This is a genomic window from Streptomyces sp. NPDC041970 (genome assembly GCF_055588985.1).
This window is the reverse complement of sequence record NZ_JBVJCD010000012.1, coordinates 106,695-130,705: the sequence shown is the minus strand read 5'-3', so window position 1 is coordinate 130,705 and position 24,011 is coordinate 106,695. Positions and strand designations below refer to the sequence as shown.

15 protein-coding genes are annotated in these 24,011 nt (G+C 75.8%); 11 read left to right on the top strand and 4 right to left on the bottom strand.

What is annotated here, in order from left to right:
• Positions 1-23 precede the first annotated feature (23 nt).
• Together ACZ6EJ_RS09765 and ACZ6EJ_RS09760 are read left to right on the top strand one after the other, a co-directional pair.
• Positions 24-278: an exodeoxyribonuclease VII small subunit gene (locus ACZ6EJ_RS09765; protein WP_469265828.1), complete on the top strand. Its 255-nt coding sequence runs from the start codon at positions 24-26 to the stop codon at positions 276-278.
• A 286-nt stretch (positions 279-564) separates the two neighbouring features.
• Complete coding sequence (locus tag ACZ6EJ_RS09760; RefSeq protein WP_469265826.1) at positions 565-1,155, top strand: malonic semialdehyde reductase; 591 nt, start codon at positions 565-567, stop codon at positions 1,153-1,155.
• A gap of 103 nt (positions 1,156-1,258) precedes the next feature.
• Here ACZ6EJ_RS09760 and ACZ6EJ_RS09755 read toward each other — a convergent pair whose 3' ends face one another.
• Positions 1,259-1,807: a DUF4245 domain-containing protein gene (locus ACZ6EJ_RS09755; RefSeq protein ID WP_469265824.1), complete on the bottom strand. Its 549-nt coding sequence runs from the start codon at positions 1,805-1,807 to the stop codon at positions 1,259-1,261.
• Positions 1,808-2,005: 198 nt separating this feature from the next.
• Between ACZ6EJ_RS09755 and glpX the strand changes: the two genes are divergently transcribed.
• The gene (gene glpX / locus ACZ6EJ_RS09750; protein ID WP_469265822.1) at positions 2,006-3,037 is read left to right on the top strand and encodes a class II fructose-bisphosphatase; all 1,032 of its coding nucleotides are present in this window, start codon (positions 2,006-2,008) and stop codon (positions 3,035-3,037) included.
• A 90-nt stretch (positions 3,038-3,127) separates the two neighbouring features.
• Here glpX and ACZ6EJ_RS09745 read toward each other — a convergent pair whose 3' ends face one another.
• Both ACZ6EJ_RS09745 and ACZ6EJ_RS09740 read right to left on the bottom strand, forming a co-directional pair.
• Positions 3,128-3,499 (bottom strand): WhiB family transcriptional regulator, encoded by a 372-nt coding sequence (locus ACZ6EJ_RS09745; RefSeq protein ID WP_469265820.1) that lies wholly within the window; start codon positions 3,497-3,499, stop codon positions 3,128-3,130.
• 165 nt (positions 3,500-3,664) lie between these two features.
• Positions 3,665-4,360, bottom strand: a complete 696-nt coding sequence (locus ACZ6EJ_RS09740) for a DUF1707 SHOCT-like domain-containing protein (protein WP_469265818.1) — start codon at positions 4,358-4,360, stop codon at positions 3,665-3,667.
• A gap of 199 nt (positions 4,361-4,559) precedes the next feature.
• Here ACZ6EJ_RS09740 and ACZ6EJ_RS09735 point away from each other — a divergent pair, with 199 nt between their 5' ends.
• Positions 4,560-6,227: a fumarate hydratase gene (locus ACZ6EJ_RS09735; protein ID WP_469265816.1), complete on the top strand. Its 1,668-nt coding sequence runs from the start codon at positions 4,560-4,562 to the stop codon at positions 6,225-6,227.
• A gap of 146 nt (positions 6,228-6,373) precedes the next feature.
• Here ACZ6EJ_RS09735 and ACZ6EJ_RS09730 read toward each other — a convergent pair whose 3' ends face one another.
• Entirely contained in the window at positions 6,374-7,375 is a 1,002-nt protein-coding gene (locus tag ACZ6EJ_RS09730; RefSeq protein ID WP_469265815.1) for a LuxR C-terminal-related transcriptional regulator, read from the bottom strand.
• A 221-nt stretch (positions 7,376-7,596) separates the two neighbouring features.
• On the opposite strand from ACZ6EJ_RS09730, the gene ACZ6EJ_RS09725 reads away from it, so the two are divergent.
• The 7 genes from ACZ6EJ_RS09725 (at position 7,597) to ACZ6EJ_RS09695 (ending at position 23,897) form a co-directional block, all read left to right on the top strand.
• The gene (locus tag ACZ6EJ_RS09725; RefSeq protein WP_469265848.1) at positions 7,597-8,859 is read left to right on the top strand and encodes an MFS transporter; all 1,263 of its coding nucleotides are present in this window, start codon (positions 7,597-7,599) and stop codon (positions 8,857-8,859) included.
• Entirely contained in the window at positions 8,804-12,151 is a 3,348-nt protein-coding gene (locus ACZ6EJ_RS09720; protein WP_469265813.1) for a type I polyketide synthase, read from the top strand. The genes ACZ6EJ_RS09725 and ACZ6EJ_RS09720 overlap by 56 nt, the downstream gene beginning before the upstream one ends.
• A complete protein-coding gene (locus ACZ6EJ_RS09715; protein WP_469265811.1) occupies positions 12,148-18,243 on the top strand; it encodes a MupA/Atu3671 family FMN-dependent luciferase-like monooxygenase in 6,096 nt (2,031 codons plus the stop codon). Before ACZ6EJ_RS09720 ends, ACZ6EJ_RS09715 begins: the two co-directional genes overlap by 4 nt.
• A complete protein-coding gene (locus ACZ6EJ_RS09710; protein WP_469265809.1) occupies positions 18,240-19,538 on the top strand; it encodes a M18 family aminopeptidase in 1,299 nt (432 codons plus the stop codon). The genes ACZ6EJ_RS09715 and ACZ6EJ_RS09710 overlap by 4 nt, the downstream gene beginning before the upstream one ends.
• An 84-nt stretch (positions 19,539-19,622) precedes the next feature.
• A complete protein-coding gene (locus ACZ6EJ_RS09705) occupies positions 19,623-20,348 on the top strand; it encodes a thioesterase II family protein (protein WP_469265807.1) in 726 nt (241 codons plus the stop codon).
• Positions 20,345-21,181, top strand: a complete 837-nt coding sequence (locus ACZ6EJ_RS09700) for an SDR family oxidoreductase (protein ID WP_469265805.1) — start codon at positions 20,345-20,347, stop codon at positions 21,179-21,181. Before ACZ6EJ_RS09705 ends, ACZ6EJ_RS09700 begins: the two co-directional genes overlap by 4 nt.
• 70 nt (positions 21,182-21,251) lie before the next feature.
• Positions 21,252-23,897: a non-ribosomal peptide synthetase gene (locus tag ACZ6EJ_RS09695; protein WP_469265803.1), complete on the top strand. Its 2,646-nt coding sequence runs from the start codon at positions 21,252-21,254 to the stop codon at positions 23,895-23,897.
• Positions 23,898-24,011: the final 114 nt, after the last annotated feature.

Sequence of the window (24,011 nt, the reverse complement as noted above, 5' to 3'; positions counted from 1 at the left end):
AGCTCACACTTAGGGTGGACCACATGACGGACGACGGTACGGCGGCGGCAGCCGCGACGGACATGCTCGGGTACGAGCAGGCGCGGGACGAGCTGATCGAGGTCGTGCGCCGGCTGGAGGCGGGCGGCACCACGCTGGAGGAGTCGCTGGCCCTGTGGGAGCGGGGCGAGGAGCTGGCGAAGGTCTGCCGGCGCTGGCTGGAGGGCGCCCGCGCCCGGCTGGACGCGGCGCTGGCCGGTCCGGACGCGTCCGGCGCGGACCCGGCCGCCGGCGGCTGAGCCGTCCCGCCCGGTTCGCCGGGGCGGTCGGTCCGCCGGTGGTCGCACGGGGCGGGGAGCGGCGGGGTCGGCCCCGTACAGGTGCCGCCGCCCGGCTCGGCCGTCGGCGGTCCGGGCGGGCCCGGCGGTGGTCGGCGGGCCCGGTCCGGTACAGGAGGGGCGTCCTGGCGCAAGGCGCGCGGAGTGTTGCGTGGGTCACACCGCACCGGTTTAGTTGAAAGTTAACCTAACTTGGCCTACGGTCGGGCGTGTAACCAAGCCTCGCCCTCCGGAAGGTATGCCCCCGATGTCCCTCGTTCTCGACCCCGCCGCCCAGGACCTCCTCTTCCGCGAGGCGCGCACCGCCAACACCTTCACCGACGAGCCGGTGACCGACGAGCAGGTCCAGGCCATCTACGACCTGGTGAAGTACGGTCCGACCGCCTTCAACCAGTCGCCGCTGCGCGTCGTCCTGGTCCGCTCCCCCGAGGCCCGCGAGCGCCTGGTGCGGCACATGTCCGAGGGCAACCGCCCCAAGACCGCCGCCGCCCCGCTGGTCGCGATCCTCGCCGCCGACAACGAGTTCCACGAGGAGCTTCCGGCGCTGCTTCCGCACTTCCCGCAGGTCAAGGACCTCTTCTTCGCCGAGCGCTCGGTCCGCGAGTCCGCCGCCGGCCTCAACGCCGCGCTCCAGGCCGCCTACTTCATCATCGGCGTCCGCGCCGCCGGTCTGGCCGCCGGCCCGATGAACGGCTACGACGCGGCGGGCCTCCAGAAGGAGTTCCTGGACGACGACCACACCCCGCTGATGGTCGTCAACATCGGCAAGCCGGGCGAGGACGCCTGGTTCCCGCGCAGCCCGCGCCTCTCCTACGACGAGGTCGTCACCACCGTCTGAGCCGGCACGGCACGCGGCCCGTGCCGCGCGCACGCGAAGGGCCCCGGCCACCCGTGTCTTCCGGGTGTCCGGGGCCCTTCGCCTACCGGGCGGGAGGGATGGGTCAGGAGGCCTGCGGGGCGGCCGGCCGCGTCTTCAGCGCCGCCGCCATCTCGATGAGGCTCGCCTTGGGGGCCGAACCGGTCACCACCGTCGTGTGCCCCTTCTCCTCCAGGACGAGGGCGTCGTACTTCGAGCCCTCCCAGTACCGCCACGAGCGGCCCGCGACCGTCTCGGCGGTCCCGGTGTCCTCGGCGCCGCGGGTGACCTCGGGGATGTACGTGCGCGCGGCGGCGGTGGACTGCTCGACCGCGACGTACTTGCCGTCCGGGTCGAGGAAGCCGATGTGCCAGGCCTTGCCCGCGGCGACGTCGTACGTGACGGACGTCGGCTTCCACTTCGCGGGCAGCCCCTCCGGGGCGGCCACCGGGTAGGGAGCGGCCGTGCGCACCGTCGCCAGCTCCACGGAGAAGTCCACGGCCTTCATCGGCTGGGCGTTCTCGTCGTGCGGGATGAAGATGTAGATGACGCCGGCACAGGCGGCGATCACCAAGGTCGACAGGAACATGTCCCGGACCGTCTGCTTGCCTCGCTTGCTTGCCACGGCGTCCATGGTGGCACGCGCCCTGACACGCCCGGCCGCAGGGTGGGGCGGCAGGGCGCGGGGTGGTTTCCGGCGGGCGCGACGCCGCCGGAGGACGGTGGACGCATCGGCGCTCATGCGTGACCCGCCCTGCTCATTTTATCGACCTACCGATAGAGTCACAGCACCCTCATATCCGGTCGTCGCCGTACAGAAAGGTGCGCTCCGATGTCCGAGCATCATCTGCCGTCCCAGCTCGAGGTCTCCCCGGAGGCCCCCGACCGCAACCTGGCCCTGGAGTTGGTCCGCGTCACCGAGGCCGCCGCCATGGCCGCCGGGCGGTGGGTGGGCCGCGGCGACAAGATCGGCGCGGACGGCGCCGCCGTGAAGGCCATGCGGACCCTGGTCTCGACCGTCTCGATGAACGGCGTCGTCGTCATCGGCGAGGGCGAGAAGGACGAAGCGCCCATGCTGTTCAACGGCGAGCGGGTCGGCGACGGCACCGGCGCCGAGGTCGACATCGCGGTCGACCCGATCGACGGCACCACGCTCAACGCCAAGGGGATGCCGAACGCGATCGCCGTCCTGGCGGCCGCCGACCGCGGCGCGATGTTCGACCCCTCGGCGGTCTTCTACATGGACAAGCTGGTCACGGGGCCGGAGGCGGCGGACTTCGTCGACATCAACGCCCCCGTCTCGGTGAACATCCGGCGCGTCGCCCGCGCGAAGAACTCCACCCCCGAGGACGTCACCGTCGTCATCCTCGACCGCCCCCGCCACGAGGGCATCGTCAAGGAGATCCGCGAGACGGGCGCCCGGATCAAGTTCATCTCGGACGGCGACGTCGCGGGCTCGATCATGGCGGCCCGCGAGGGCACCGGCGTGGACCTGCTCATGGGCATCGGCGGTACGCCCGAGGGGATCATCTCGGCGTGCGCCATAAAGTGCCTGGGCGGTGTGATCCAGGGCAAGCTCTGGCCCAAGGACGACGCGGAGCGGCAGCGCGCGCTGGACGCGGGCCACGATCTGGACCGGGTGCTCTCCACCGACGACCTGGTCAGCGGCGACAACGTGTTCTTCGTGGCGACGGGGATCACCGACGGCGAGCTGATGCGCGGGGTGCGGTACCGCGCGGAGACGGCGAGCACCGAGTCGATCGTGATGCGCTCCAAGTCCGGCACGATCCGGACGATCTCCTCCACCCACCGGCTGTCGAAGCTGCGCGCGTACAGCGCCATCGACTTCGACCGGGGGCAGTGACGTACGGGGAAACGGCCGGGGGTGCGGGAGCGGCGCTCCGCTCCCGCACCCCGCGCGTTCTCCCGCTTCCCGCGGCCTTCCGCTCGGGGCTCAGCCGGCGGCGGCTATGCGGTCGGCCGTCGCCGCGGCCGTCAGCTCGATGTCGCGGCGCCGACGCCGGGCCAGCGCCACCCGGCGCTCGGCGGCGGTGAGCCCGCCCCACACCCCGTACGGCTCGGGCTGCATCAGCGCGTGCTCCCGGCACTCCACCATGACCGGGCAGCGGGCGCACACCCGCTTGGCGGCCTCCTCGCGGGCCAGCCGGGCGGCGGTCGGCTCCTTCGACGGGGCGAAGAACAGGCCCGCCTCGTCACGGCGGCAGGCCGCCTCCGAATGCCAGGGGCCCGCCTCGTCCTCCCGGGCGGGGGTCCGCTGGGCAGGAACGGCGGCGACCTGCAGGGGCTGATGCGGCGGTTGCAGCACGGTCTACTCCTGACGACGGCTACGGCTTCGCGAGCGAGAGTCGATGCAGCACTCCCTACCCGCTGTGCGTACGCCTAAGCACTGCGTGGCACGGGCGCGCGGCGCACCGCGACGCCTCCGCGCGCCCTTCTGGCCGGAACGCGCGGGGCATCCGGCCCGCCGCGCTCAGTGGCCGAGGTGCTTGCGCAGCCGCTTCTGGAGGTCCGCGACGAACGTGCCCCGCTTGGGCCGCGCCTCGACGCTGCCGAGCAGCGAGAAGCCGTTCACCACGACCACCGGCGCTTCCGGATCGGCCGATTCGAGGGACCTGACCTCGAAGCTGCCGAGCACCCCCGTGCCGCTGCCGCGCAGCGAGATGTTCTCCGGGACCCGGATGTCGACGCTGCCGAAGACGGACGTCGCGTTGATGACGGTGAGGCGTTGGCCGAAAAGCGCTTCGGTGAGGTCGATCTCGACGCTGCCGAAGATCGAGAAGGCGTTCGTCCGGGCGCCGACCCGCCAACGCCCCTTGCGCACCGCGCTGCTGAAGACCGCGACGAGGCTGTCCACGGGCTCGCCCGAGGCCGCGGGGCCGTAGGCGTACGTCCGGGGGTCGCGGCGCTGGGCGGCGGGGTCGGGACAGGCGGGCAGATCGCGGACGAGCGGCTGGAGTTCGCCGACGGTCCTGGCCCGGTAGACCAGGTCGATCCGCTCCGCGTGCTCGTCCGCCGTCAGCCGGCCCTCGGCCATCGCCTCCCGCAGGATGTCCGCGATCCGGTCGCGGTCGGCGTCGGAGGCGCGCAGGCCGCCGCCTTCCGGGACGTCGGCGTAGGCGGGCACGGCCGGTGTGGCGGGCTGCTGGGGCTGCTTCTCGGGGTCCACCGGCCCAGCGTACCCAGACGCGATAGATCGCGACCAGCCCTTCGACCGGCGCGCCCCGCGCACGGGGCGCGTCGGCCCGCCGGGGCCGTCCGGGGTGAGCCCCACCTCACAGGTCCGGGGCCGGGGCGGCGTCTTACCCTGGGGGATGCGCTGCCCGAGGAAGGCCAGCCGCTGTCGCCGAGTGAGGAAAAGGCCCGTCATGCCAGAGTTTGCGTACTCCGATCTGCTCCCCCTGGGAGAGGACACCACGCCGTACCGTCTGGTGACCACCGAGGGCGTCTCCACCTTCGAGGCCGACGGGCGCACGTTCCTCAAGGTCGCGCCGGAGGCGCTGCGCACGCTGGCGGCCGAGGCGATGCACGACATCGCGCACTACCTGCGCCCGGCCCACCTGGCGCAGCTGCGGCGGATCGTCGACGACCCCGAGGCGTCCTCCAACGACAAGTTCGTCGCGCTGGACCTCCTGAAGAACGCGAACATCGCGGCCGCGGGCGTCCTGCCGATGTGCCAGGACACCGGCACCGCGATCGTCATGGGCAAGCGCGGGCAGAACGTGCTGACCGAGGGCGGTGACGAGGAGGCCCTGTCGCACGGCGTCTACGACGCGTACACCAAGCTCAACCTGCGCTACTCGCAGATGGCCCCGCTGACCATGTGGGACGAGAAGAACACCGGCTCCAACCTCCCGGCCCAGATCGAGCTGTACGCCACCGACGGCGGCGCGTACAAGTTCCTCTTCATGGCCAAGGGCGGCGGCTCGGCCAACAAGTCCTTCCTCTACCAGGAGACGAAGGCCGTCCTGAACGAGGCCTCCATGATGAGGTTCCTGGAGGAGAAGATCCGTTCGCTGGGCACCGCGGCCTGCCCGCCGTACCACCTGGCGATCGTGGTGGGCGGCACCTCGGCCGAGTTCGCCCTGAAGACCGCGAAGTACGCCTCGGCCCACTACCTGGACGAGCTGCCCACCGAGGGCTCCCCCACCGGACACGGCTTCCGGGACAGGGAGTTGGAGGAGAAGGTCTTCGAGCTGACGCAGCGGATCGGCATCGGCGCGCAGTTCGGCGGCAAGTACTTCTGCCACGACGTGCGCGTGGTGCGCCTGCCCCGGCACGGGGCCTCGCTGCCCGTCGCCATCGCCGTTTCCTGCTCGGCGGACCGCCAGGCCACCGCGAAGATCACCGCCGAGGGCGTCTTCCTGGAGCAGTTGGAGACGGACCCGGCGCGCTTCCTGCCCGACACCACCGACGAGCACCTCGACGAGGCCGGGGACGTCGTGGAGATCGACCTGAACCGGCCGATGGACGAGGTGCTGGCCGAGCTGACCAAGTACCCGGTCAAGACCCGCCTCTCGCTGACCGGGCCGCTGGTCGTGGCGCGCGACATCGCCCACGCCAAGATCAAGGAGCGGTTGGACGCGGGCGAGGAGATGCCGCAGTACCTGAAGGACCACCCGGTCTACTACGCCGGTCCCGCCAAGACGCCCGAGGGGTACGCCTCCGGCTCCTTCGGCCCGACGACGGCGGGCCGGATGGACAGCTACGTGGCCCAGTTCCAGGCCGCCGGCGGCTCCAAGGTGATGCTCGCCAAGGGCAACCGCAGCAAGCAGGTCACCGACGCCTGCGACGCGCACGGGGGCTTCTACCTCGGCTCGATCGGCGGGCCCGCCGCGCGCCTGGCGCAGGACTGCATCAAGAAGGTCGAGGTCGTCGAGTACGAGGAGCTGGGCATGGAGGCCGTCTGGCGCATCGAGGTGGAGGACTTCCCCGCGTTCATCGTCGTCGACGACAAGGGCAACGACTTCTTCACCGAGCCGGCCCCCGCGCCGACGTTCACCAGCATCCCGGTGCGGGGGCCGGGCCTGGGCTGACCCGGCGGTGACGGGGCCGCCCGGCGGCCGGCGCGGGCCGGGCCGGGCGCTCCCGTACGACGCTGACCCACACCGGCGCCCTGCCGCCGTACGGCGGTGGGGCGCGGGGGCCTTCACCGCCGTACGGCGGTGGGGCGCGGGGGCCTTCAGCCGTCCAGCAGGCCCGACGTCGCCACCAGATACCCCAGTTGGGCCCGGCTGGTGCTGCCCAACTGCTCGGAGACCTTGCGCATGTGCTCGGCCACGCTGCGGCGGCTCATGCCGATGCGGCGGGCGATGGCGGCGTCCGTCTCGCCGTTCACGACGGCCTGGAGGATGGCGCGTTGGAGGTCGGAGGTGACCACCGGGGTGCGCAGCGGTGCGCGTTCGGGCCGGACCGGGACCGCGCGGGACCACGCCTCGTCGAAGTGGCGGGCCAGGAAGCGGACCAGGGACGGGTGCCGGACGCGCAGGGCGGTGTGCGGTTCGTCGGAGAACGGGATGAAGGCGAGGTCCCGGTCGAAGACGATGAACCGGTCCACGACCTCGGCGACCGTCCGGATCTCGGCGCCCTCGGCGGTCACCTGCTCGATGTAGGCGAGGGTGGCGCGGTCGGAGCGGACGGTGTGCTGGTAGAGGGTGCGCTGCCGGATGCCGCGCCGCAGGTTGCCCAGGTCGCGCGGGAGCGAGGCGGCCAGGACGTGGGCCGGCCGGCCGCCGCCGGGGTGGGCGGTGCGGACCTCGGCGCGGCAGCCGCTGACCCCGGCGTCCAGCGCCTTGTTGATGACGGCCTCGCCCGTGAGCCGGGTGAGGGCGGGGCGCTCCTGGCGGTGCACCTCCGCGTACAGGCCCTCGAAGGCGGCGAGCGCGGTGTGGGCGGACCGCAGCGTGCGGCGCTGCTCGACGATCGCCTCCTCCAGCGGGGCGAGCGCGGCGGCGGAGGCGGTCTCCGGCGGTACGGGGACGAGGTGTCCGGGCGATTCCGGGTCGGCCACCACCAGGTGCAGGGCCCGCAGGCAGGAGGGCGCCGCCCCGGCGGGCAGGCTGCCCTGGGTCAGCGCACGCCGATAGGTCGCCAGCGCCGCCTCGCAGGGGTGTTCCGGCAACGACCGGTCCGACGGTGATTCACGGCATTCACATGCCGGTGAGGGGGAATGATCGGCCTTCACAAGGATGCAGATTACCTTTGTGCACGCGGGAGGCCACCGCCGAACTCCCCGACCTCCCCCAGGATGTGGGGGTGAATTCGGGAAACGGCGGCGCGGACGGGCGGGCGGCGGGCGGGGCGGGCGACAGCCCCTCGGCCGCGCGGGACGCCGTGGTCCGCGAGCGGCGTTTCCGCTTCCTCGTCGCCGGTTACGCGGTGTCCTCGTACGGCACGTTCCTGAACATGGTGGCGCTCAACCTCTTCGTCTACGAGACGACGGGGCGGGCGCTGGCCATGGGCCTGTTCATGGCGGTGCGGCTCGCCTCCGGTTTCGTCGCGGGGCTGGTCGCGGGCGGGCTGCTGGCCCGCTTCTCCGCGAAGGGCGTCATGCTCTGGGCCAACGTGGCCCAGGGCGCCGTGATGCTGGTGCTCGTCCTGGCGCCGGACGCCCTGCTGACCGGGGCGCTGACGGCCGTGTCGGTGGTGGTCGGGGCGTGCGGGACGCTGTTCATGGTGGCGTTGCGCAGCTCGATCCCGGAGATGGTCGGCGAGGAGCGCAGGGCGTGGGCGAACTCCCTCTCCATCACCGGCCGTTCCCTGGCCATGGTGGCGGGCTTCGCCTCCGCGGGCGTGGTGGTCTCCCTCGTCGGGTACACCGCGGCCTTCCTGGTCGACATGGCGACTTTCGCGGTGTGCGCGGCGACGGTGGCCCTGCTGCCGATCGCGGGCGGGGCGTCGGGCGGCCGGGCGGGTGGCGGTCCGGACGGGGCTTCGGCGCACAAGAGCGGTGCTTCGGCGCGGAAGGGCGGGCCGCGGCGCAGGCCCGCGGCGTTCCTGGCGCTCGCCGCCGCGCCGGGTCTGGGGCTGATGGTGGCCCTGCGCGGGGTGGACGCGTTCGGCTCGTCGTCGCACAACGCGGCGCTGCCGGTCCACTCCGCCGCGCTGGACGCCTCGAACCCGGCGGTCTTCGTCAGCGCGTTCTGGTGTGTGTGGGCGCTCGGCAACATCGGGGCGCAGCAGGTGGTCCAGCGGTACGTCCGGCGCACCGGCCGCTCGGTGGGGGCGCTCGGCTTCGGGTACGGCACGGTGGTGATGTCGGCGGCGTTCATCGCCGCGTTCGCCGGGTTCCCGCTGGGGGTGACGGCGGTGATCGCGCTCGTCGCGGGGGCGGCGGACGGTCTGACGGAAGTCGCGTACACCTCGCACCTCCAGACACTTCCGGCCAGTTTGCGGGCGCACGCCTTCGGTCTTTCGGCCACCTTGGAGAACCTCGGTTTCGGTGTCGGCATGATCCTGGTGGCGGCGGCGCTCGACCGGTTCTCCCCGCCGGTGGTCGTCGGCTGGTCCCATGGCGCGGCCATCGCCGTGGCCGCGGTGTTCCTGCTGAGGGTGGGGTGGCTGCGGCGGGCGGGGCGTGCGGGGCGTGCGGGGCGGCGAAGGGAGGAGTCGGGTGAGGGACGACCGGATCGCGGTGATCGGGACGGCACTGAGGTTCCCCGGAGCTGACAGCCCCGAGGCGTACTGGGCCGACGTCCGGGCGGGCGTCAGCCGCGTACGCCGGTTCGGCCGGGCCGACTTCGCCGCCGCGGGCGTCCCGGCGGCGGTGTACGAGGCCGAGGGGTTCGGCGGGGCGAGCGCGCTCCTCACGGACGTGGGCGGCTTCGACGCCGGGTTCTTCGGGATGAGCGGCCGGGAGGCGGACCTCACCGACCCGCAGCAGCGGCTGTTCCTGGAGTGCTGCTTCCACGCCCTGGAGGACGGGGGGTACGCGGGGGGCGGCGGCGGCCGGATCGGGGTGTACGGCAGTACGGGCTACCGCCTGTACTCGCTGCACAGCTATCTGTCCACGCACCTCGGCGCGGAGGCCCGTACGGACGACTGGATGACGGCCAAGCAGGTGCAGGTCGGCACCTACCCCGATTTCACCGCCACGCGGGCGGCCTTCCGGCTCGGCCTGACCGGGCCCGCGCTCACCGTGTCGACGGCCTGTTCCAGTGCGCTGGTCTCCGTCCACCTGGCCTGCCAGGCGCTGCGCGCCGGGGACGCGGAGCTGATGCTGGTGGGCTCCGCCGCGGTGCACCTGCCGCAGGTCACCGGCCATGTCCCGGTGAAGGGCTCCACCCTCTCCCCCACCGGCACGGTCCGCCCCTTCGACGCCGGCGCGGACGGCACGGTCGGGGGCAACGGGGCCGCCGCCGTCCTCCTCAAGCCGCTCGGCCGGGCGCTGGCGGACGGCGACACCGTGCACGCGGTCATCCTGGGCTCGGCGGTCACCAACGACGGCGCGGACCGGCGGGGTTTCGCCGCCCCCGGAGTGGCCGGGCAGCGGGACGCGGTGCTCGGGGCGCTGCGCGCGGCGGGCGTGGACGCCGCGTCGATCGGCTACGTGGAGGCGCACGGCACGGGCACGCTGAAGGGCGACCCGATCGAGTTCGCCGCGCTGACCGAGGCGTTCCGCCGCCACACGGACCGGACCGGCTTCTGCGCCCTGGGCTCGACGAAGCCCGCCATCGGCCACCTGGACAGCGCGGCCGGGCTCGCGGGACTGATCAAGGCGGTCGAGGTGCTGCGGCACGGCGTGGTCCCGCCGCTGGTGAACTTCTCCCGGCCCAACCCGGCGCTGGCGGTGGACGACAGCCCCTTCCTGCTGTCGTCGCGGGAGTCGCCGTGGCCGCTCGCGGGGGTGCGGCGCGCCGGTGTGCACTCCATCGGCATGGGCGGTACGAACGCCCACGTGATCCTGGAGCAGGCGCCGGTGGGCGCGCCCGTACGCGGGAGCGGGCCGGTATCCGGGGCGCGCGGCGCGGCGGCGGCCGGGGCGCCCGTGCCCGCGCCGGTGCCGCTCTCCGCGGCGGACGGGGAGGCGCTGCGGGCGTACGCGGCCTCGCTGCGCGACCACCTGGCGGGCGGCGCGGCCCCCGCGCCCGCCGATCTGCTGGTCACCACCGCGCTCGGGCGGCGGACGCTGCCCCACCGGCTGGTCGTCACCGCCCCGGACCCGGTGGCCGGGCTCGACGCCTTCCTCTCCGGGGCCCCGGAGGGCGAGGCGTACGTGACCGGCGTGGCCGAGGGCGTACGGGAGGTGGGGTTCCTCTTCAGCGGGCAGGGCGGCGGGCGTCCGGGGATGGGCGCGGAGCCGGCCGCCCGCTTCCCGGTGGTGGCCGAGGTGTTGGGCTCCTGTGCGCGGGTGTACGCGCAGGAGACCGGCCGGGGCGACTTCCTGGACCGGGTCGTGGCCGGGCACGGGCCCGCGCGGTGGGACACCGGGTTCGCCCAACCCGCCCTGTTCGCCCTCCAGACGGCCCAGGTCCGGCTCTGGGACCACCTCGGGATCGCACCGGTCCGGGTCGCCGCGCACAGCGCCGGCGCGTACGCGGCGCTGTGCGCGGCCGGGGCGCTGGAGGTCGAGGACGCCATGCGGCTGGTGTGCGGGCGCGGGCGGCTCATGCGGGAGCGGGTGGCGCCGGGGGCGATGGTCGCCGCGTTCGTCCCGCGCGACCGGGTGCGGGAGCTGCTGGCCGCCGTCCCCCGGTTAGAGTTGGCCGTGGTCAACGGGGCCGCCCACCATGTGCTGGCCGGCCCCCCGGAGGCCGTGGACGCGGCCTGCGCGCTGCTGGCGGCGGGCGGCGAGGCACACGAGGTGCTGGCGGTGGACCGGGCGTTCCACACGGCCCTGCTCGACCCCATGCTGGAGGAGTTCCGGGTCCTCGCGGAGAAGACGGAACTGCGGCCGGTGCACACGGCGTTCATCGACCCCGTCGACGGTGCGGCGCACCCCGCCGGGTGGCGGCCGGACGCCGCGTACCTGGTCGACCAGGCCCGCCGCACGGCCGACTTCGCCGCTGGTCTGGGCCGGCTGGGCGCGTCCCCGCTGCTGCTGGAGCTCGGCCCGTCCGCCGTGCTGACCGGGATGGTCCGCCGGTCGCTGCCGGACGCGGTCTGCGTACCGTCCCGGCACTGGGAGCGGGCGGTGGCGGTGCTCCACTGCGCCGGGGCCCCGGTGGACTGGGCCGCGCTGCTCGACGGGTGCGGCGGGGGGCGCGTCCGGCTGCCCGTGTACCCCTTCCGCCGCCGGTCGCACTGGGCCGGTCCCGCCCCGTACACGCCCCCCGCGCTCCCCGTACCGCACACCGAGCCGCCCGGCGCGGCGGCTCGTCCGCCCCTACGCTCCCCGGAGGACCGCATGTCGGAACAGGCCGTACTGGACAGGGTGCTGGAGCTGACCGCGCACCATCTGGGTCACCGCCCCGCCGACGTCGGCGCCGACCGCACGTTCGTCGGCCTCGGTGCGGATTCGCTCCAGCTCATCGGGATGGTGCGGCAGTTGGAGGCGGAGTTCGGCGCGGAGATCAGCATGAGGGAGATCCTGGAGGAGGCGGGCACGCCCCGGCTGACGGCCGCGCTGATAGCGGGCCGCGGGGCTCCGGGCGCGGCGCGGGAGACGGCGGACGCGGCGGCTGCGGGGGGCGGTGCGGCGCATCGTGTGAACGGGCCGGGGGCCCAGGCGGAGGCGGCGGAGCCGGGGGTGACCCAGCCGGGTGCCGAGGCGGGGGTGACCCAGCCGCACGCCGGTGCGCTCACGCCCCACGCCGGTGCGCTCACGCCGCACGCCGGTGAGCCGGTGTATGCCAGTGCGCTCACGCCCCACGCCGGTGAGCCGGTGTACGCCACGCGTGCCGAGGTCACCGCCCTGTCCGAGCAGATACGCCGACTGGCCGAGACCCAGGCCGCGATGGTCACCCAGCTCTCCGAGGCCGTGGCCCTGCTGACCGCGCGCGCCGGGGCGGACGGCCGATGAGCACGGCGCCGGGCCCCGACGCCCGCGAAGCCGCCGAGGCCCCCGAAGCGGTGGTCGGCGCGGCCGCCGAGGCCGTGGCCCGCGCGGCGGAGCTGTCCCGCGCGCTGTCCGCCCAGCTCGCGACGGCCCGCACGCACGCCGCGCCGGACGCCCCCGCCGCGCACGGCCCCCGCCTCGTCGTGGACGCGGCGGGCGGGATGGCCGGGGCGGCGGCCGACGCGGCGCAGCGGGCCCACACCGCCGACCTGGTCCGGCGCTTCACCGAACGCACCCGCACCTCCAAGGCGTCGGCCCAGCGGCACCGCGCGGTGCTGGCCGACAGCCGGGCGGTCGTGGGGTTCCGGGACGCCACCAAGGAGATGCTGTACCCGATCGCGGCCCGCTCGGCACGCGGCTCGCACCTCACCGACGTGGACGGCAACGCGTACACCGACATCACCATGGGGTTCGGCGCGCTGCTCCTCGGCCATGAGGCGGAGTGCGTCACCGAGGCCGTGAGCCGCCACCTCTCGGCCGGTCTGCGCTTCGGCCCCCGCTCGCCCGACGCCGGGGAGGCGGCCGCGCTGCTGGCCTCGCTCACCGGGATGGACCGGGTCGCCTTCGCCGCGTCCGGCACGGAGGCGAACTCGGCGGCCGTGCGCCTGGCCCGCGCCGCGACCGGACGCGACAAGGTCGTCATGTTCCGGGGCTCGTACCACGGGCACATCGACTCCGTCCTCGGCCGGCCGGGCGCACCCGGTCACCCTGCCGTGCCCGTGTCGCGGGGTATTCCGGCCAGCGCGGTGGCGGAGCTGGTCGTGCTGGAGTACGGGACGCAGGAGGCCCTGGACACGATCGACGCGCTCGGGGACACCGTCGCGGCCGTACTCGTGGAGCCCGTGCAGTGCCGCAACCCCGCCCTGCGGCCCGTGGAGTTCGTGCGCTCGCTGCGCGAACTCACCGCGCGGCGGGGCATCGTGCTGCTGTTCGACGAGATGCTGACCGGGCTGCGGCCCCACCCGCGCGGCGCGCAGGAGCACTTCGGCGTCGTGCCCGACCTCGCCACGTACGGCAAGGCGCTCGGCGGCGGCTTCCCGATCGGGGCCGTGGCGGGACGGGCCGACCTCCTCGACGGGGTGGACGGCGGCTTCTGGCGGTACGGGGACGCCAGCAGGCCCCCGCGCGAGACCACGTTCTTCGGCGGCACCTACCTCCAGCACCCGTTGTCCATGGCGGCGGCCCGCGCGGTGCTCACCCACCTCACCGAACGGGGACCGGACCTCCAACTCCGGCTGAACGCCCGCACGGACGCCCTCGCGGACCGGTTGAACGCGTTCTTCCGCGAAGAGGAATACCCCCTGGAGCTGGCCCACTTCGGGTCGATGTTCCGGTTCGTCCACCGGGCCGACCTGGAGTTGCTCTACCACCACCTGCTGCTGCGCGGGGTGTACGTGTGGGAGTGGCGCAGCTTCTACCTCTCCACCGCCCACACCGACGAGGACGTGGACCGGGTCGCGGGAGCGGTGGAGGACTCGCTGCGCGAGCTGCGCGCGGGCGGGTTCTTCCCCCGCGCCCCCCGCGCCGCCGCCCCGCCCCGGAGGCGGCCCGAGCGGCCCGCCCCCGACTTCGGGATCTACTTCTTCGGCGACTACCCGCAGAGCACCGGGGCCGACGCCGCTCCCGAGGCGTACGACACGGTGTTCGAGACGGCGCGCTTCGCGGACGAGCACGGCTTCTCCTCCGTCTGGTTGCCCGAGCGGCACTTCGACTCCTTCGGCGGCCTCTTCCCCAACCCCGCCGTGCTCGCCTCCGCCGTGGCGCGCGAGACCGAGCGGGTCCGGATCAACGCGGGCTCGGTGGTCCTGCCGCTGCACGATCCGGTGCGGGTGGCGGAGGAGTGGTCGGTGGTCGACAACCTCTCCGGCGGCCGGGTCGGCATCGGCTGCGCCACGGGCTGGCACGCCCGCGACTTCGCCCTGCACCCGGACCGGTTCGACGACCGGCGCGCCATCGCCTTCCGCCATCTGGACGAGGTGCGCCGGCTGTGGCGCGGCGAGGCGGTGCGGCGGCGCACGGGCGAGGGCGTCGAGACGGAGATCCGGGTCCGGCCCCGCCCGGTGCAGGAGGAGCCGCCGTTCTTCCTCGCCACGTCCGGGCAGCGCGCCTCGTACGAGGAGGCGGCCCGGCGCGGGCTCGGGATCGTCACCAACCTCATGGGCCAGACCGTGGACGACCTGGCCGCCGGCGTCGCGCACTACCGGCGCACCCGCGCGGCGTGCGGCCTGGACCCGGAGGCCGGGCGGGTGACCGTGCTGGTGCACACGTACCTCGGCGCCGACCGGGCCACCGCGCGGGCCGAGGCGCTGGAGCCGATGGTGCGGTATCTGCGGTCCTCGCTGCTGATGCGGTCGGCCGCCACCGCGCTCGGCCGGAGCCGCGAGGACGTGGCGGGGGCGAGCGAGGAGGACCTGGACTACCTGTTCCGGCGGGCGTACGACCGCTACTGCGACCAGCGGGCCCTGATCGGCACCCCGGAGAGCGTCGCCCCGTTCGTCGCGGCCCTGCACCGGGCCGGGGTGGACGAGATCGCCGCCCTCGTCGACTTCGGCCTGGACCGCGAGCGGTTGCGGGCGGGCCTGGTGCACCTGGACGTCCTGCGCCGCCGGACACGGGACCGGGGGCGGGGGGCGGATGCCGGAACGGATCCGCACCCGGCAGCGGGTGGCGGAACGGTCCGGGCGCGCGGCCCGGAGTCCGATGCCCCAGCGGACCGGGACCCGGAGGCGCATACCGGGACCGGCCAGGCGCACGCCCCGGAGGCGGACGCCCCAACGCACCGGGACCCGGAGGCGCATACCCGAGCCGACCAGGCGCACGCCCCGGAGACGGACGCCCCAGCGGACCGGGACCCGGAGGCGGATGCCGGGACCGGCCGGGTCCGCGTCCCGGAGGCGGTCGCGCCCGCCACCTCGGCGCAGCGGCGGCTCTGGCTGGCCGCGCGGTTGCTGGAGAACCCGGCGGCGTACAACGAGACGCAGGCCGTACGGCTGCGCGGGACGCTGGACGAGGACGCCCTGCGCACGGCGGTGGACGGGCTGGTCGAGCGGCACGCGGGGCTGCGGACGGTGTTCCGGGCGCAGGACGACGAGGACGGGCCGGCGGGCGGGACGGGCGTCGTCCAGGTCGTCGGGGCCGGTCCGCCCGTCGCGCTGCGGGTGACCGACGCCCGCGGGCGGGACGCCGAGCGGGCGATCGAGGCGCTGCTCTCCGAGGAGAGCGCCCGCCCCTACGACCTGGCGCGCGGGCCGCTGTTCACGCCCCGACTGCTGCGGCTGGCCGACGACGACCACGTGCTGGTCCTCGGGATGCACCACATCATCACGGACGCCCACTCGGCCGCGCTGGTCGCCGGGGACCTCCAGGAGCTGTACGCGGCGGCCCGCGCCGGGCGGCCGCCGGTCTTCGCGCGCCCCGCCGGGACGACCCTCGGGGCCCCGGAGCCTCCGCACGACGCGGCCGACCTCGCGTGGTGGCGCGAGCTGCTGGGCGACCGGCCGCCGGTCCTCGCGCTGCCCACGGACCGGCCGCGCGGCCGCCGGGTGGCGGGGCGCGGGGGCGCGGTGGCCCGGACGGTGGACCGGGAGCGGACGGCCCGGCTCGGGGAGTGGAGCGGGCAGCACGGCGCGACCCTGTTCGCCACCCTGTGCACCGCCTGGCACGGCGTGCTGCGCCACCGGTCGGGGCAGGACGGGTTCCTGCTCGGCACGACGTTCGGGCGGCGCGCGCCGGAGACGGCGGACACGGTCGGCTTCCACGTGGCGCTGCTGCCGCTGCGGCTCACCGCGACGGACGCGACACCGGCCCCGGAGGCCGTACGGGCCACCGGCCGGGTGCTCTTCGAGGCGGACGCGCACAGCGGGGTGGACGTGGACGCGCTGCTCGCCGCCTTACGCCCCGAACCGGGCAGTCCGCGCCCGCTGGTGACCGTCTCGATCGACCTCGACCGGGCGGCGCTGGCCGGGATCGACCTGCCGGGGCTGCGCGCGGAGGCGGTGGCGGCGGGGACGGAGTCGGCGCCCCTGGAGCTGGCGCTGATGGCCGTGCGGCTTCCGGACGGGGGCCTGCGGCTGCGGCTGCGGTACGACGCGGACCTGTTCGACCGGGCGACGGCCGCCGGCTACCTCGCGGAGCTGGCCGGACGCCTGGACGCGATGACCGGCGCGGGCCCCGTCACGGCGAGGCGCCCGGCCTCCGAGGCGGGCCCCGTCACGAGCCCCGGCGCGACGGGGACCGCGGACGCGGACACCGCCCCCGGCGCCCCGCACGCGGACGCCGACACCGCCCACGCCCCGGACTCCGATACCGCCCCGCGCGAACACGCCGACACCGCCGCCCGGTTGCGCGAGGTCTGGGAGACCGTGCTCGGCGTGCGCGGCTTCCCCGCCGACCGCGACTTCTTCGACCTCGGCGGCAATTCCATCGGGGCGATCCGCCTGGTCAACCGGGTCCGGGCCGTCCTCGGCGTCGACTACCCTCTGGCGGACCTCTTCGCCGAGGCGACCCTGGCGGCCATGACGCGCCGGCTCACCGGGGGCCGGGCGGAGGCCCCCGCACCGCCCCCCGCCCCCGCGCCGCCGGAGGTCGTGGACCGCGCCCCCGTCAGCGACCAGCAGGCCCGGCTGATCGCCGGGCACCACGCCGCGCCGGACCCCGCCGTGTGGAACGTGCCGACGCGGATCACGTTCACCGGGGCGCTGGACCCGGCGGCGCTGCGGTCCGCCGTGGCCGGGGTGACGGCCCGGCACGACGCGTTGCGGACCCGGTTCGCGCAGGAGGACGCGCCGGACGGCCCGTGGTGGCAGGAGGTGGTGGCGGCCGGGCCGGTCGCGCTGCCGGTGGAGGACCTCACCGCGCTGCCGCCCGGCGAACGGCGCGTACGGGCGGACGCCCTGTGCCGGGGCGACGCGGCGGCCCCCTTCGACCTGGACCGGCCCCTGGCGCCCCGGACGCGGCTGCTGCGGGTCGAGGAGGACCGCTGGGAGCTGATGTTCGTCCTGCACCACATCTGCGCGGACGGCTGGTCGCTGTCGGTGCTGCTCGCGGAGATCGCCGCGCTGTACACGGCGGCCGCCGCGGGCGTCCCGCACGGGCTGCCCGCCCCGGCGCTGCAGGCCCCGGAGTACGCCCGGCGGCAGCGGGCGGACCGGGACCCGGCGGTCGAGGCGGCGCGGGCCGCGTTCTGCGCCCGCTACCTGGCGGGCGTGCCCTCCTCCGTCCCCGTGCCGACCGACCGCCCGCGCCCGCGGAAGCTGAGCGGGCACGGGGACACGGTGCGCGGGCACGCGCCGGGGGCGGTGCGGGCGGCGGTGGAGGAGTTCGCGCGCACGGCCCGCACCACCTCGTTCGCGGTCGCGGCGGCGGCGCTCGGCCTCTTTCTGACCCGGCTCTCGGGGGAGGCGGACATCGTGCTCAGCGTGCCGTACGCCAACCGCGAGGGCGCCGCGTCGGAGTCGCTCGTGGCGATGACGTCGACCGCGGTGATGGTCCGCGTACGACTGGATTCAGCCAATCTCGACGAGTCGTGCGCGGCCTTCGCGGCGCGGACGGGCGCGGGCGCACGGGGCGCCCTGGCCCACGTGCTGCCCACCGCGAGCATCATGCGGGCGATGCGGGAGGCGGGCGCTGTCGGCCTCCCCGACCGGATGCCGCACATCCTGGCCTTCCAGAACTCCGTCGACACCGACATCGAGATCCCCGGTCTGCGGGTCGAGGTCGCCGATCTGGCACCGCCGCTTTCCCGCACCGAGCTGTGTTTCGGGCTTGCGCCGCGCCGGGACCCCGCCAAGGGTTATCGAACGTTCCTGGAATTCTCCACCGACCTGTGGGACCACGAGACCGCCCGACACCTCCTGACCTCGTACACCGACCTGCTCGCGGAGTTCTGCGCCCGGCCCGACCGGCCGGTGCGCGAACTCCTGGGCGAGCGCCCCTCCGAGGGGGCCTCGGGCGAGCCCGCCCGCGTTCCCTCGGGAGCCGGCGCCGGGCCCGGCCGGCCCGGCGGACCGTCACCCTCGCAGCCACTGCCGAACACCGGAAAGGCGGACGCCGTATGACTCCGGCCCCCCACCGCAGCCACACCGACGACCTGCTCTCCTTCATCGCCGCCAGCCCCTCCCCGTACCACGTGGTGGCCAGTGCGGCCCAGCGCCTGGAGAAGGCCGGCTTCCGCGAGCTGCGCGGCACCGACGACTGGACCGGCGCGCGGGGCGGCTGCTTCGTCAGCCGCGCCGGGGCGCTCATCGCCTGGTACGTGCCCGAGGACGCGCCCGCGCACACCCCGTTCCGGATCGTCGGCACCCACACCGACTCGCCGAACCTGCGGATCAAGCCCGCGCCGGACACCGGGACGTCGGGCTGGCGGCAGGTCGGGGTGGAGATCTACGGCGGGGTGCCGCTGAACACCTGGCTCGACCGGGACCTCGGGATCTCCGGCCGGCTCGCGCTGCGCGGCCCCGGCGGCCCGCGCAGCAAGCTGGTCCAGATCGACGAACCCCTGCTGCGCGTGCCGCAGTTGGCCATCCACCTCGACCGCACGGTGAACGAGGGGGTGGCGCTGGACCGGCAGCGGCACATCGCCCCCGTCTGGGCGCTGGGGGAGCCGCGCGAGGGCGAGCTGCTGCGCCGGGTCGCGGCCTCGGCCGGGGAGGACCCGGCCGACGTGCTGGGCTGGGACCTCATGCTGCACGACGTCCAGCCCCCCGGATACCTGGGCGCGGACAAGGAGTTCGTGGTGGCGTCCCGGCTTGACAACCAGGTCTCGGTGCACGCCGGGGTGGCGGCCCTGGTCGAGGCGGCGACGGGGGCCGACCGGCCCTCGTACGTGCCGGTGCTGGCCGCGTTCGACCACGAGGAGGTCGGCAGCGGCTCCGAGACGGGGGCGCAGAGCCCGCTGCTGGAGCGGGTCCTGTCGCGCTCCGTCGCGGCGCGGGGCGGCAGCGACGAGGACTGGTCGCGGGCGCTGGCGGGCGCGTTCTGCGTCTCCGCCGACATGGCGCACGCGGTGCACCCCAACTACGCGGAGCGGCACGACCCCGACCACCGGCCGCTGCCCAACGGCGGCCCCACCCTCAAGGTCAACGTCAACCAGCGGTACGCCACCGACAGCACCGGCATCGCGGTGTTCACGGCGGCGTGCGAGCGGGCCGGCGCGCCCTGGCAGCCGTTCGTCTCCAACAACGCGATGCCGTGCGGCACGTCGATCGGGCCGCTCACCGCCGCCCGGCTGGGCGTCACCACGGTGGACGTCGGGGTGCCGGGCCTGTCGATGCACTCGGCGCGCGAGTTGTGCGGGGTGCGCGACCCGGCCTACCTCGCCGCCATCCTCTCCACGATCATGGCCGGGAACTGACCGGACGCACCCCTCCAGGCGTGCGGGACGACGACCGAGAAGCGCGCGGAACGACGACCGAGAAGGAAGAGAGCGGCAACGACCGTGACCGATGACGAGACCGTCCTCATCTGCCTGCCCTTCGCCGGGGCGGGCCCCTCCTTCTTCACGCCCTGGCAGGGGCTGGCCCCCGAGGGCCTGCGCGTCCTCCCGATCTCCCTGCCGGGCCGCGAGAAGCGGTTCTCCCAACCCGCGTACACCTCGGCGGCCCCGGCCGTGGAGGACGCGTACGCGCAGGTGACGGCGGCTCTCGGGAGCGGCGGCGGCCCGGTCGCCCTGTTCGGGCACAGCATGGGCGCGGTGCTCGCGTACGAGCTGGCGCACCGCATCGAGCGGTCGGCCGGGGCGCCCCGGCTGGCCGCCCTGGTCGTCAGCGGCGCGCCCGGCCCGTGGACGCCGCGCACCGAGCGGGCGGGCGGGCTGCCGGACGAGGAGTTCACCGCCCGCGTGCGGGCGTTCGCCGGGTACGACCACCCGGCGCTGGCGGACCCCGAGATGCGGGAGCTGCTGCTGCCCGTGCTCCGGGCGGACGTCCGGCTCCACGAGTCGTACGCGCCCTCCACGGACCGGCCGTTGGGCGCGCCCGTGGTCTCGGTCCGGGGGCGGGACGACGCCCTGGTCGGGGCGGACCGGGCGGCGGAGTGGGGGCGGGCGACCACGGCGAGGCTGACGGTGGCCGAGCTGGACGGCGGGCACATGTACCTCACCGAGCGGCCGGGCGCGCTGCTGGAGCTGATCGCCGCCGAGGTGCGCGCGGCGCGGGGCCGATGACGGGCGGCGGGCGGCTCGCCGGGCGGACGGCGCTGATCACGGGGGCGGCGCGCGGGCTGGGCCGGGCCTGTGCGCTGGCGTTCGCCCGCGAGGGGGCGGACCTGGTGCTGCTGGACGTGGCGGGCGAGCTGCCCGGCGTGCCGTATCCGCTCGGCTCCGCCTCGCAGCTCGCGCACACCGCCGGGCTCTGCCGCGAGGCCGGGGCGGCGGTGCTGACCCGGCGGGCCGACGTGCGGGACCTGGCCGCCCTGGAGTCGGCGGCGGACGAGGCGCAGGAGCGGTTCGGGCGGATCGACGTGCTGGTCAACAACGCGGGGATCGCCGCCCCTTCGGGCCGTCCGGCGCACGAGATCGACGAGGCCGAGTGGCAGTTGATGATCGACGTGGACCTGGGCGGGGCCTGGCGGGCGATCCGCGCGGTGGGCGGCCGGATGGTCGCCCAGGGCTCGGGCTCCATCGTCAACGTCGCCTCGACGGCGGGGCTGGTGGGCTACCGCCACTTCGCGGGGTACGTCGCGGCCAAGCACGGCCTGGTCGGCCTGACGAAGGCCGTGGCGCTGGACTACGCGCCCCGCAAGGTCCGGGTCAACGCGGTCTGTCCGGGCTCGGTGCGGGACGACGAGGCGATGGAGGGCCGGATGCTGGCCGAGATCGCCCGCGCGCTGGAGGTGCCGGCGGCGGAGCACGCGGAGGCGTTCGTCCGGGCGCAGCCGATGAACGCCCTGGTGGAGCCGGGCGACGTGGCGGAGGCGGTGCTCTGGCTGGCCTCGGACGCGTCCCGGCAGGTGACCGGCAGCGTGGTCGCCGTGGACGGCGGTTACACCGCCCGCTGACCCCGAAGCCGTCCGCGCCCCCGCGGGGGCCGGGCGTCGACGCCCCTGTGAACGCCGAGGAGTGGTGCACGTGCCGCAGCCGCCCGCCCATCACGCGCTGACGGTCCGCCTGCCGCCGCCCGCGTCGGAGACCGCGCTCGCCGCCGTCCTCTCCGCCGCGTGGTGCCGGTGGTGGCCCGAGGACCGCGCCCCCCGGCTGTGGACGGAGGCCGTGCCCGCCCCGGCCGGGTCCGCCGAGGCCGCCCGGTGGCGGGAGGCCGAGGTCCGCCGCCCGCTCGCGCCGGGCCGCGGGCTGCGCGCCGTGTTGTTGCGGTACGCGGAGCGGCGGGGCGGCGCCGACCTGGTGCTGACCGCCGACCGGGCGGCGCTGGACGCCCGGTCGTTGTGGCTCGTCGCCCGCGTGCTGCGCGGTGAGCTGGCCCCGGAGGCGGTGGCGCCGGCCGGGCCGCTCCCGGTGGACCCGAGTCCGCCGGGCGGGACCCGCCTCCTGGCCGCGGCCCTCGCGGTGGCCGTGGGCCGGTACGAGGGGGCCTCGGAGGTCCGCGTCGCCGTGCCCGCGCCGGGGCGGGGCAGGCCGCCGTACGCCCTGGGGGCCCTCGACGGGTACGCGGTGTTCGCGGCGGACCTGTCCCCCGGCCGCACGGTCGGGGACCTGCTCGCCACCGTCCCGGCCCCGCCGGACGGCGAGGCGCCCGCGCTGGGCCTGGTGGACGCCGGCCCGGCGGACGGGCGGGACGGGTTCGCCGCCGCCCCGTGCCCGCGTCCGCCGTACGCCAGGACCTACGTCCACGGCCCCGCCACCCCGCTCACCGCCCTGCCGCCGGCCGCGGGCCTCCTCCCCGTCCCGGCGCACCAGGTGGAGCGCGTGCGGGACCGGTTGGCGCACTGCCCGCCCACCACCCCGCTCGCCGCGCTGCCCCCGCTGGACGGGGCGGACGACCTGGCGCGGCCGGACCCCGGGGCGGCGGACGCGCGGCCGGCCGCCGCCCGCAGGATCGAGGAGGTCTTCGCCGAACAGGCCGCCGCCCGCCCCGACGCCCCCGCGCTGACCTGCGGGGACTCCACGCTCAGCTACGCCCGGCTCGACGCCCGCGCCGAGGAGCTGGCCGACGGGCTGTACGCCCTGGGGGTCCGCCCCGGCGATCTCGTCGGCCTCTGCCTGCCCCGCTCGGCGGACCTGGTGGCCGCGATGCTCGCCGTGCTGAAGGCGGACGCGGTGTACGTGCCCATGGACCCGGAGCACCCGGCGGAGCGGCGGGAGCGCACCGCGCGGGAGGCGGGGCTGCGGCTGACGGTCGAGGACGCGGCGGCGCTCACCGGCCGCCCGCCCCGCCCGGCCCGGACCCCCGCGCCCGCCTCCTGCCCCGCGTACGTCATCCACACCTCCGGCTCGACCGGCCGCCCCAAGGGGGTCCTCGTCCCGCACGCCAACGTCACCGCCCTCCTCGACGCCACGCGGGACGACTTCGGGCTGGGCCCGGACGACACCTGGACGTGCTTCCACTCGGCGGCGTTCGACTTCTCGGTGTGGGAGATCTGGGGCCCGCTGCTGACGGGCGGGCGGCTGGTGGTCGTGGACCACTGGACCACCCGCTCGCCCGGCGACTTCCACGCCCTGCTCGTACGGGAGCGGGTCAGCGTGGTCAGCCAGACCCCGTCCGCGTTCACCCAGCTCGCGGCGGCCGACCGGGCCGGGGGCGGGACGGGGTCCGCCCTGGCGGTACGGCTGGTCGTGCTGGGCGGGGAGCCGCTGGACGCCCGGCCGCTGCTGGACTGGTTCGACCGGCATCCGGAGGACCGCTGCCGCCTGGTCAACCTGTACGGGATCACCGAGACCACGGTCCACGTCACCGCCGCCACCGTGACCCGCCGGGAGGCCCTGGCCGGGTCGCGCTCGGTGGGGCGGCCGCTGCCCGGCTGGTCGGTCCGGGTCCTGGACGCGTACGGCCGCCCCGTCCCGCCGGGCGCGCCCGGCGAGATCCACGTGGGCGGGGCGGGCGTGGCGCTCGGGTACCTCCACCGCCCCGCGCTGACCGCCGAGCGCTTCGTGCCGGACCCGCGCAGTCCGGGGCGGCGGCTGTACCGCAGCGGCGACCTGGGGCGGCTGCTGCCCGACGGGACGCTGGAGCACCTGGGCCGGATCGACGACCAGGTCAAGGTGCGGGGGTTCCGGATCGAGCCGGGCGAGATCCGGCACGTGCTGCTGGAGGACGCGGCGGTGTCGGCGGCGGCGGTCACCGTGACCGGCGGCGGCGGGGACGCGGCGGCCGTACGGATCGACGCGTACGTGGTCCCGGCCGACGGCGCGGACGCGGACCCGGCCGCCGTGCGGGAGCGGGCGGCACGCCTGCTGCCCGCGCACATGGTGCCCACGACGGTCACCGCCCTCCCGGCGCTCCCCCTCACCGCCAACGGCAAGCTGGACCCGGCCCGGCTGCCCGCGCCCCGGCCCTCCCCCGCTCCCCGCGCCCGCCCGGCCCCCGCCGGACCGGCCGCCGTGCTCGCGGGGATCTGGCAGGAGGTGCTGGGCGTCGACGCGGTCGGCCCGGAGGACGACTTCTGGGACCTGGGCGGCAATTCGCTGTACGCGATCAGGATCGGCGCGCTCGCGCGGGAGCGCGGGCTGCCCGATGTGCCGCTGCGCCGGCTCTATCTGACCCCGACCCTGGGGGCGTTGGCCGAGGCACTGGCCGAGGCCCCGGCGGACGGGGCGTAGGGACCGGCGGGGGGGGGGGGGGGGGGGGGGGGGGCGCCGCGCCCCTCCGCCCCCCCCCCCCCCGCACCGCACCAGTGCCTCTCTTCCGCCCATCCCCGTTCCGGGTGTGTTCCC

What these genes read in the sequence shown, in the direction of transcription:
- ACZ6EJ_RS09765 (WP_469265828.1), top strand. Translation starts at nt 24, where the DNA reads ATGACGGACGACGGTACGGCGGCGGCAGCCGCGACGGACATGCTCGGG.
- ACZ6EJ_RS09760 (WP_469265826.1), top strand. Translation starts at nt 565, where the DNA reads ATGTCCCTCGTTCTCGACCCCGCCGCCCAGGACCTCCTCTTCCGCGAG.
- ACZ6EJ_RS09755 (WP_469265824.1), bottom strand. Translation starts at nt 1,807, where the DNA reads ATGGACGCCGTGGCAAGCAAGCGAGGCAAGCAGACGGTCCGGGACATG.
- glpX (WP_469265822.1), top strand. Translation starts at nt 2,006, where the DNA reads ATGTCCGAGCATCATCTGCCGTCCCAGCTCGAGGTCTCCCCGGAGGCC.
- ACZ6EJ_RS09735 (WP_469265816.1), top strand. Translation starts at nt 4,560, where the DNA reads ATGCCAGAGTTTGCGTACTCCGATCTGCTCCCCCTGGGAGAGGACACC.
- ACZ6EJ_RS09725 (WP_469265848.1), top strand. Translation starts at nt 7,597, where the DNA reads ATGGTGGCGCTCAACCTCTTCGTCTACGAGACGACGGGGCGGGCGCTG.
- ACZ6EJ_RS09715 (WP_469265811.1), top strand. Translation starts at nt 12,148, where the DNA reads ATGAGCACGGCGCCGGGCCCCGACGCCCGCGAAGCCGCCGAGGCCCCC.
- ACZ6EJ_RS09710 (WP_469265809.1), top strand. Translation starts at nt 18,240, where the DNA reads ATGACTCCGGCCCCCCACCGCAGCCACACCGACGACCTGCTCTCCTTC.
- ACZ6EJ_RS09700 (WP_469265805.1), top strand. Translation starts at nt 20,345, where the DNA reads ATGACGGGCGGCGGGCGGCTCGCCGGGCGGACGGCGCTGATCACGGGG.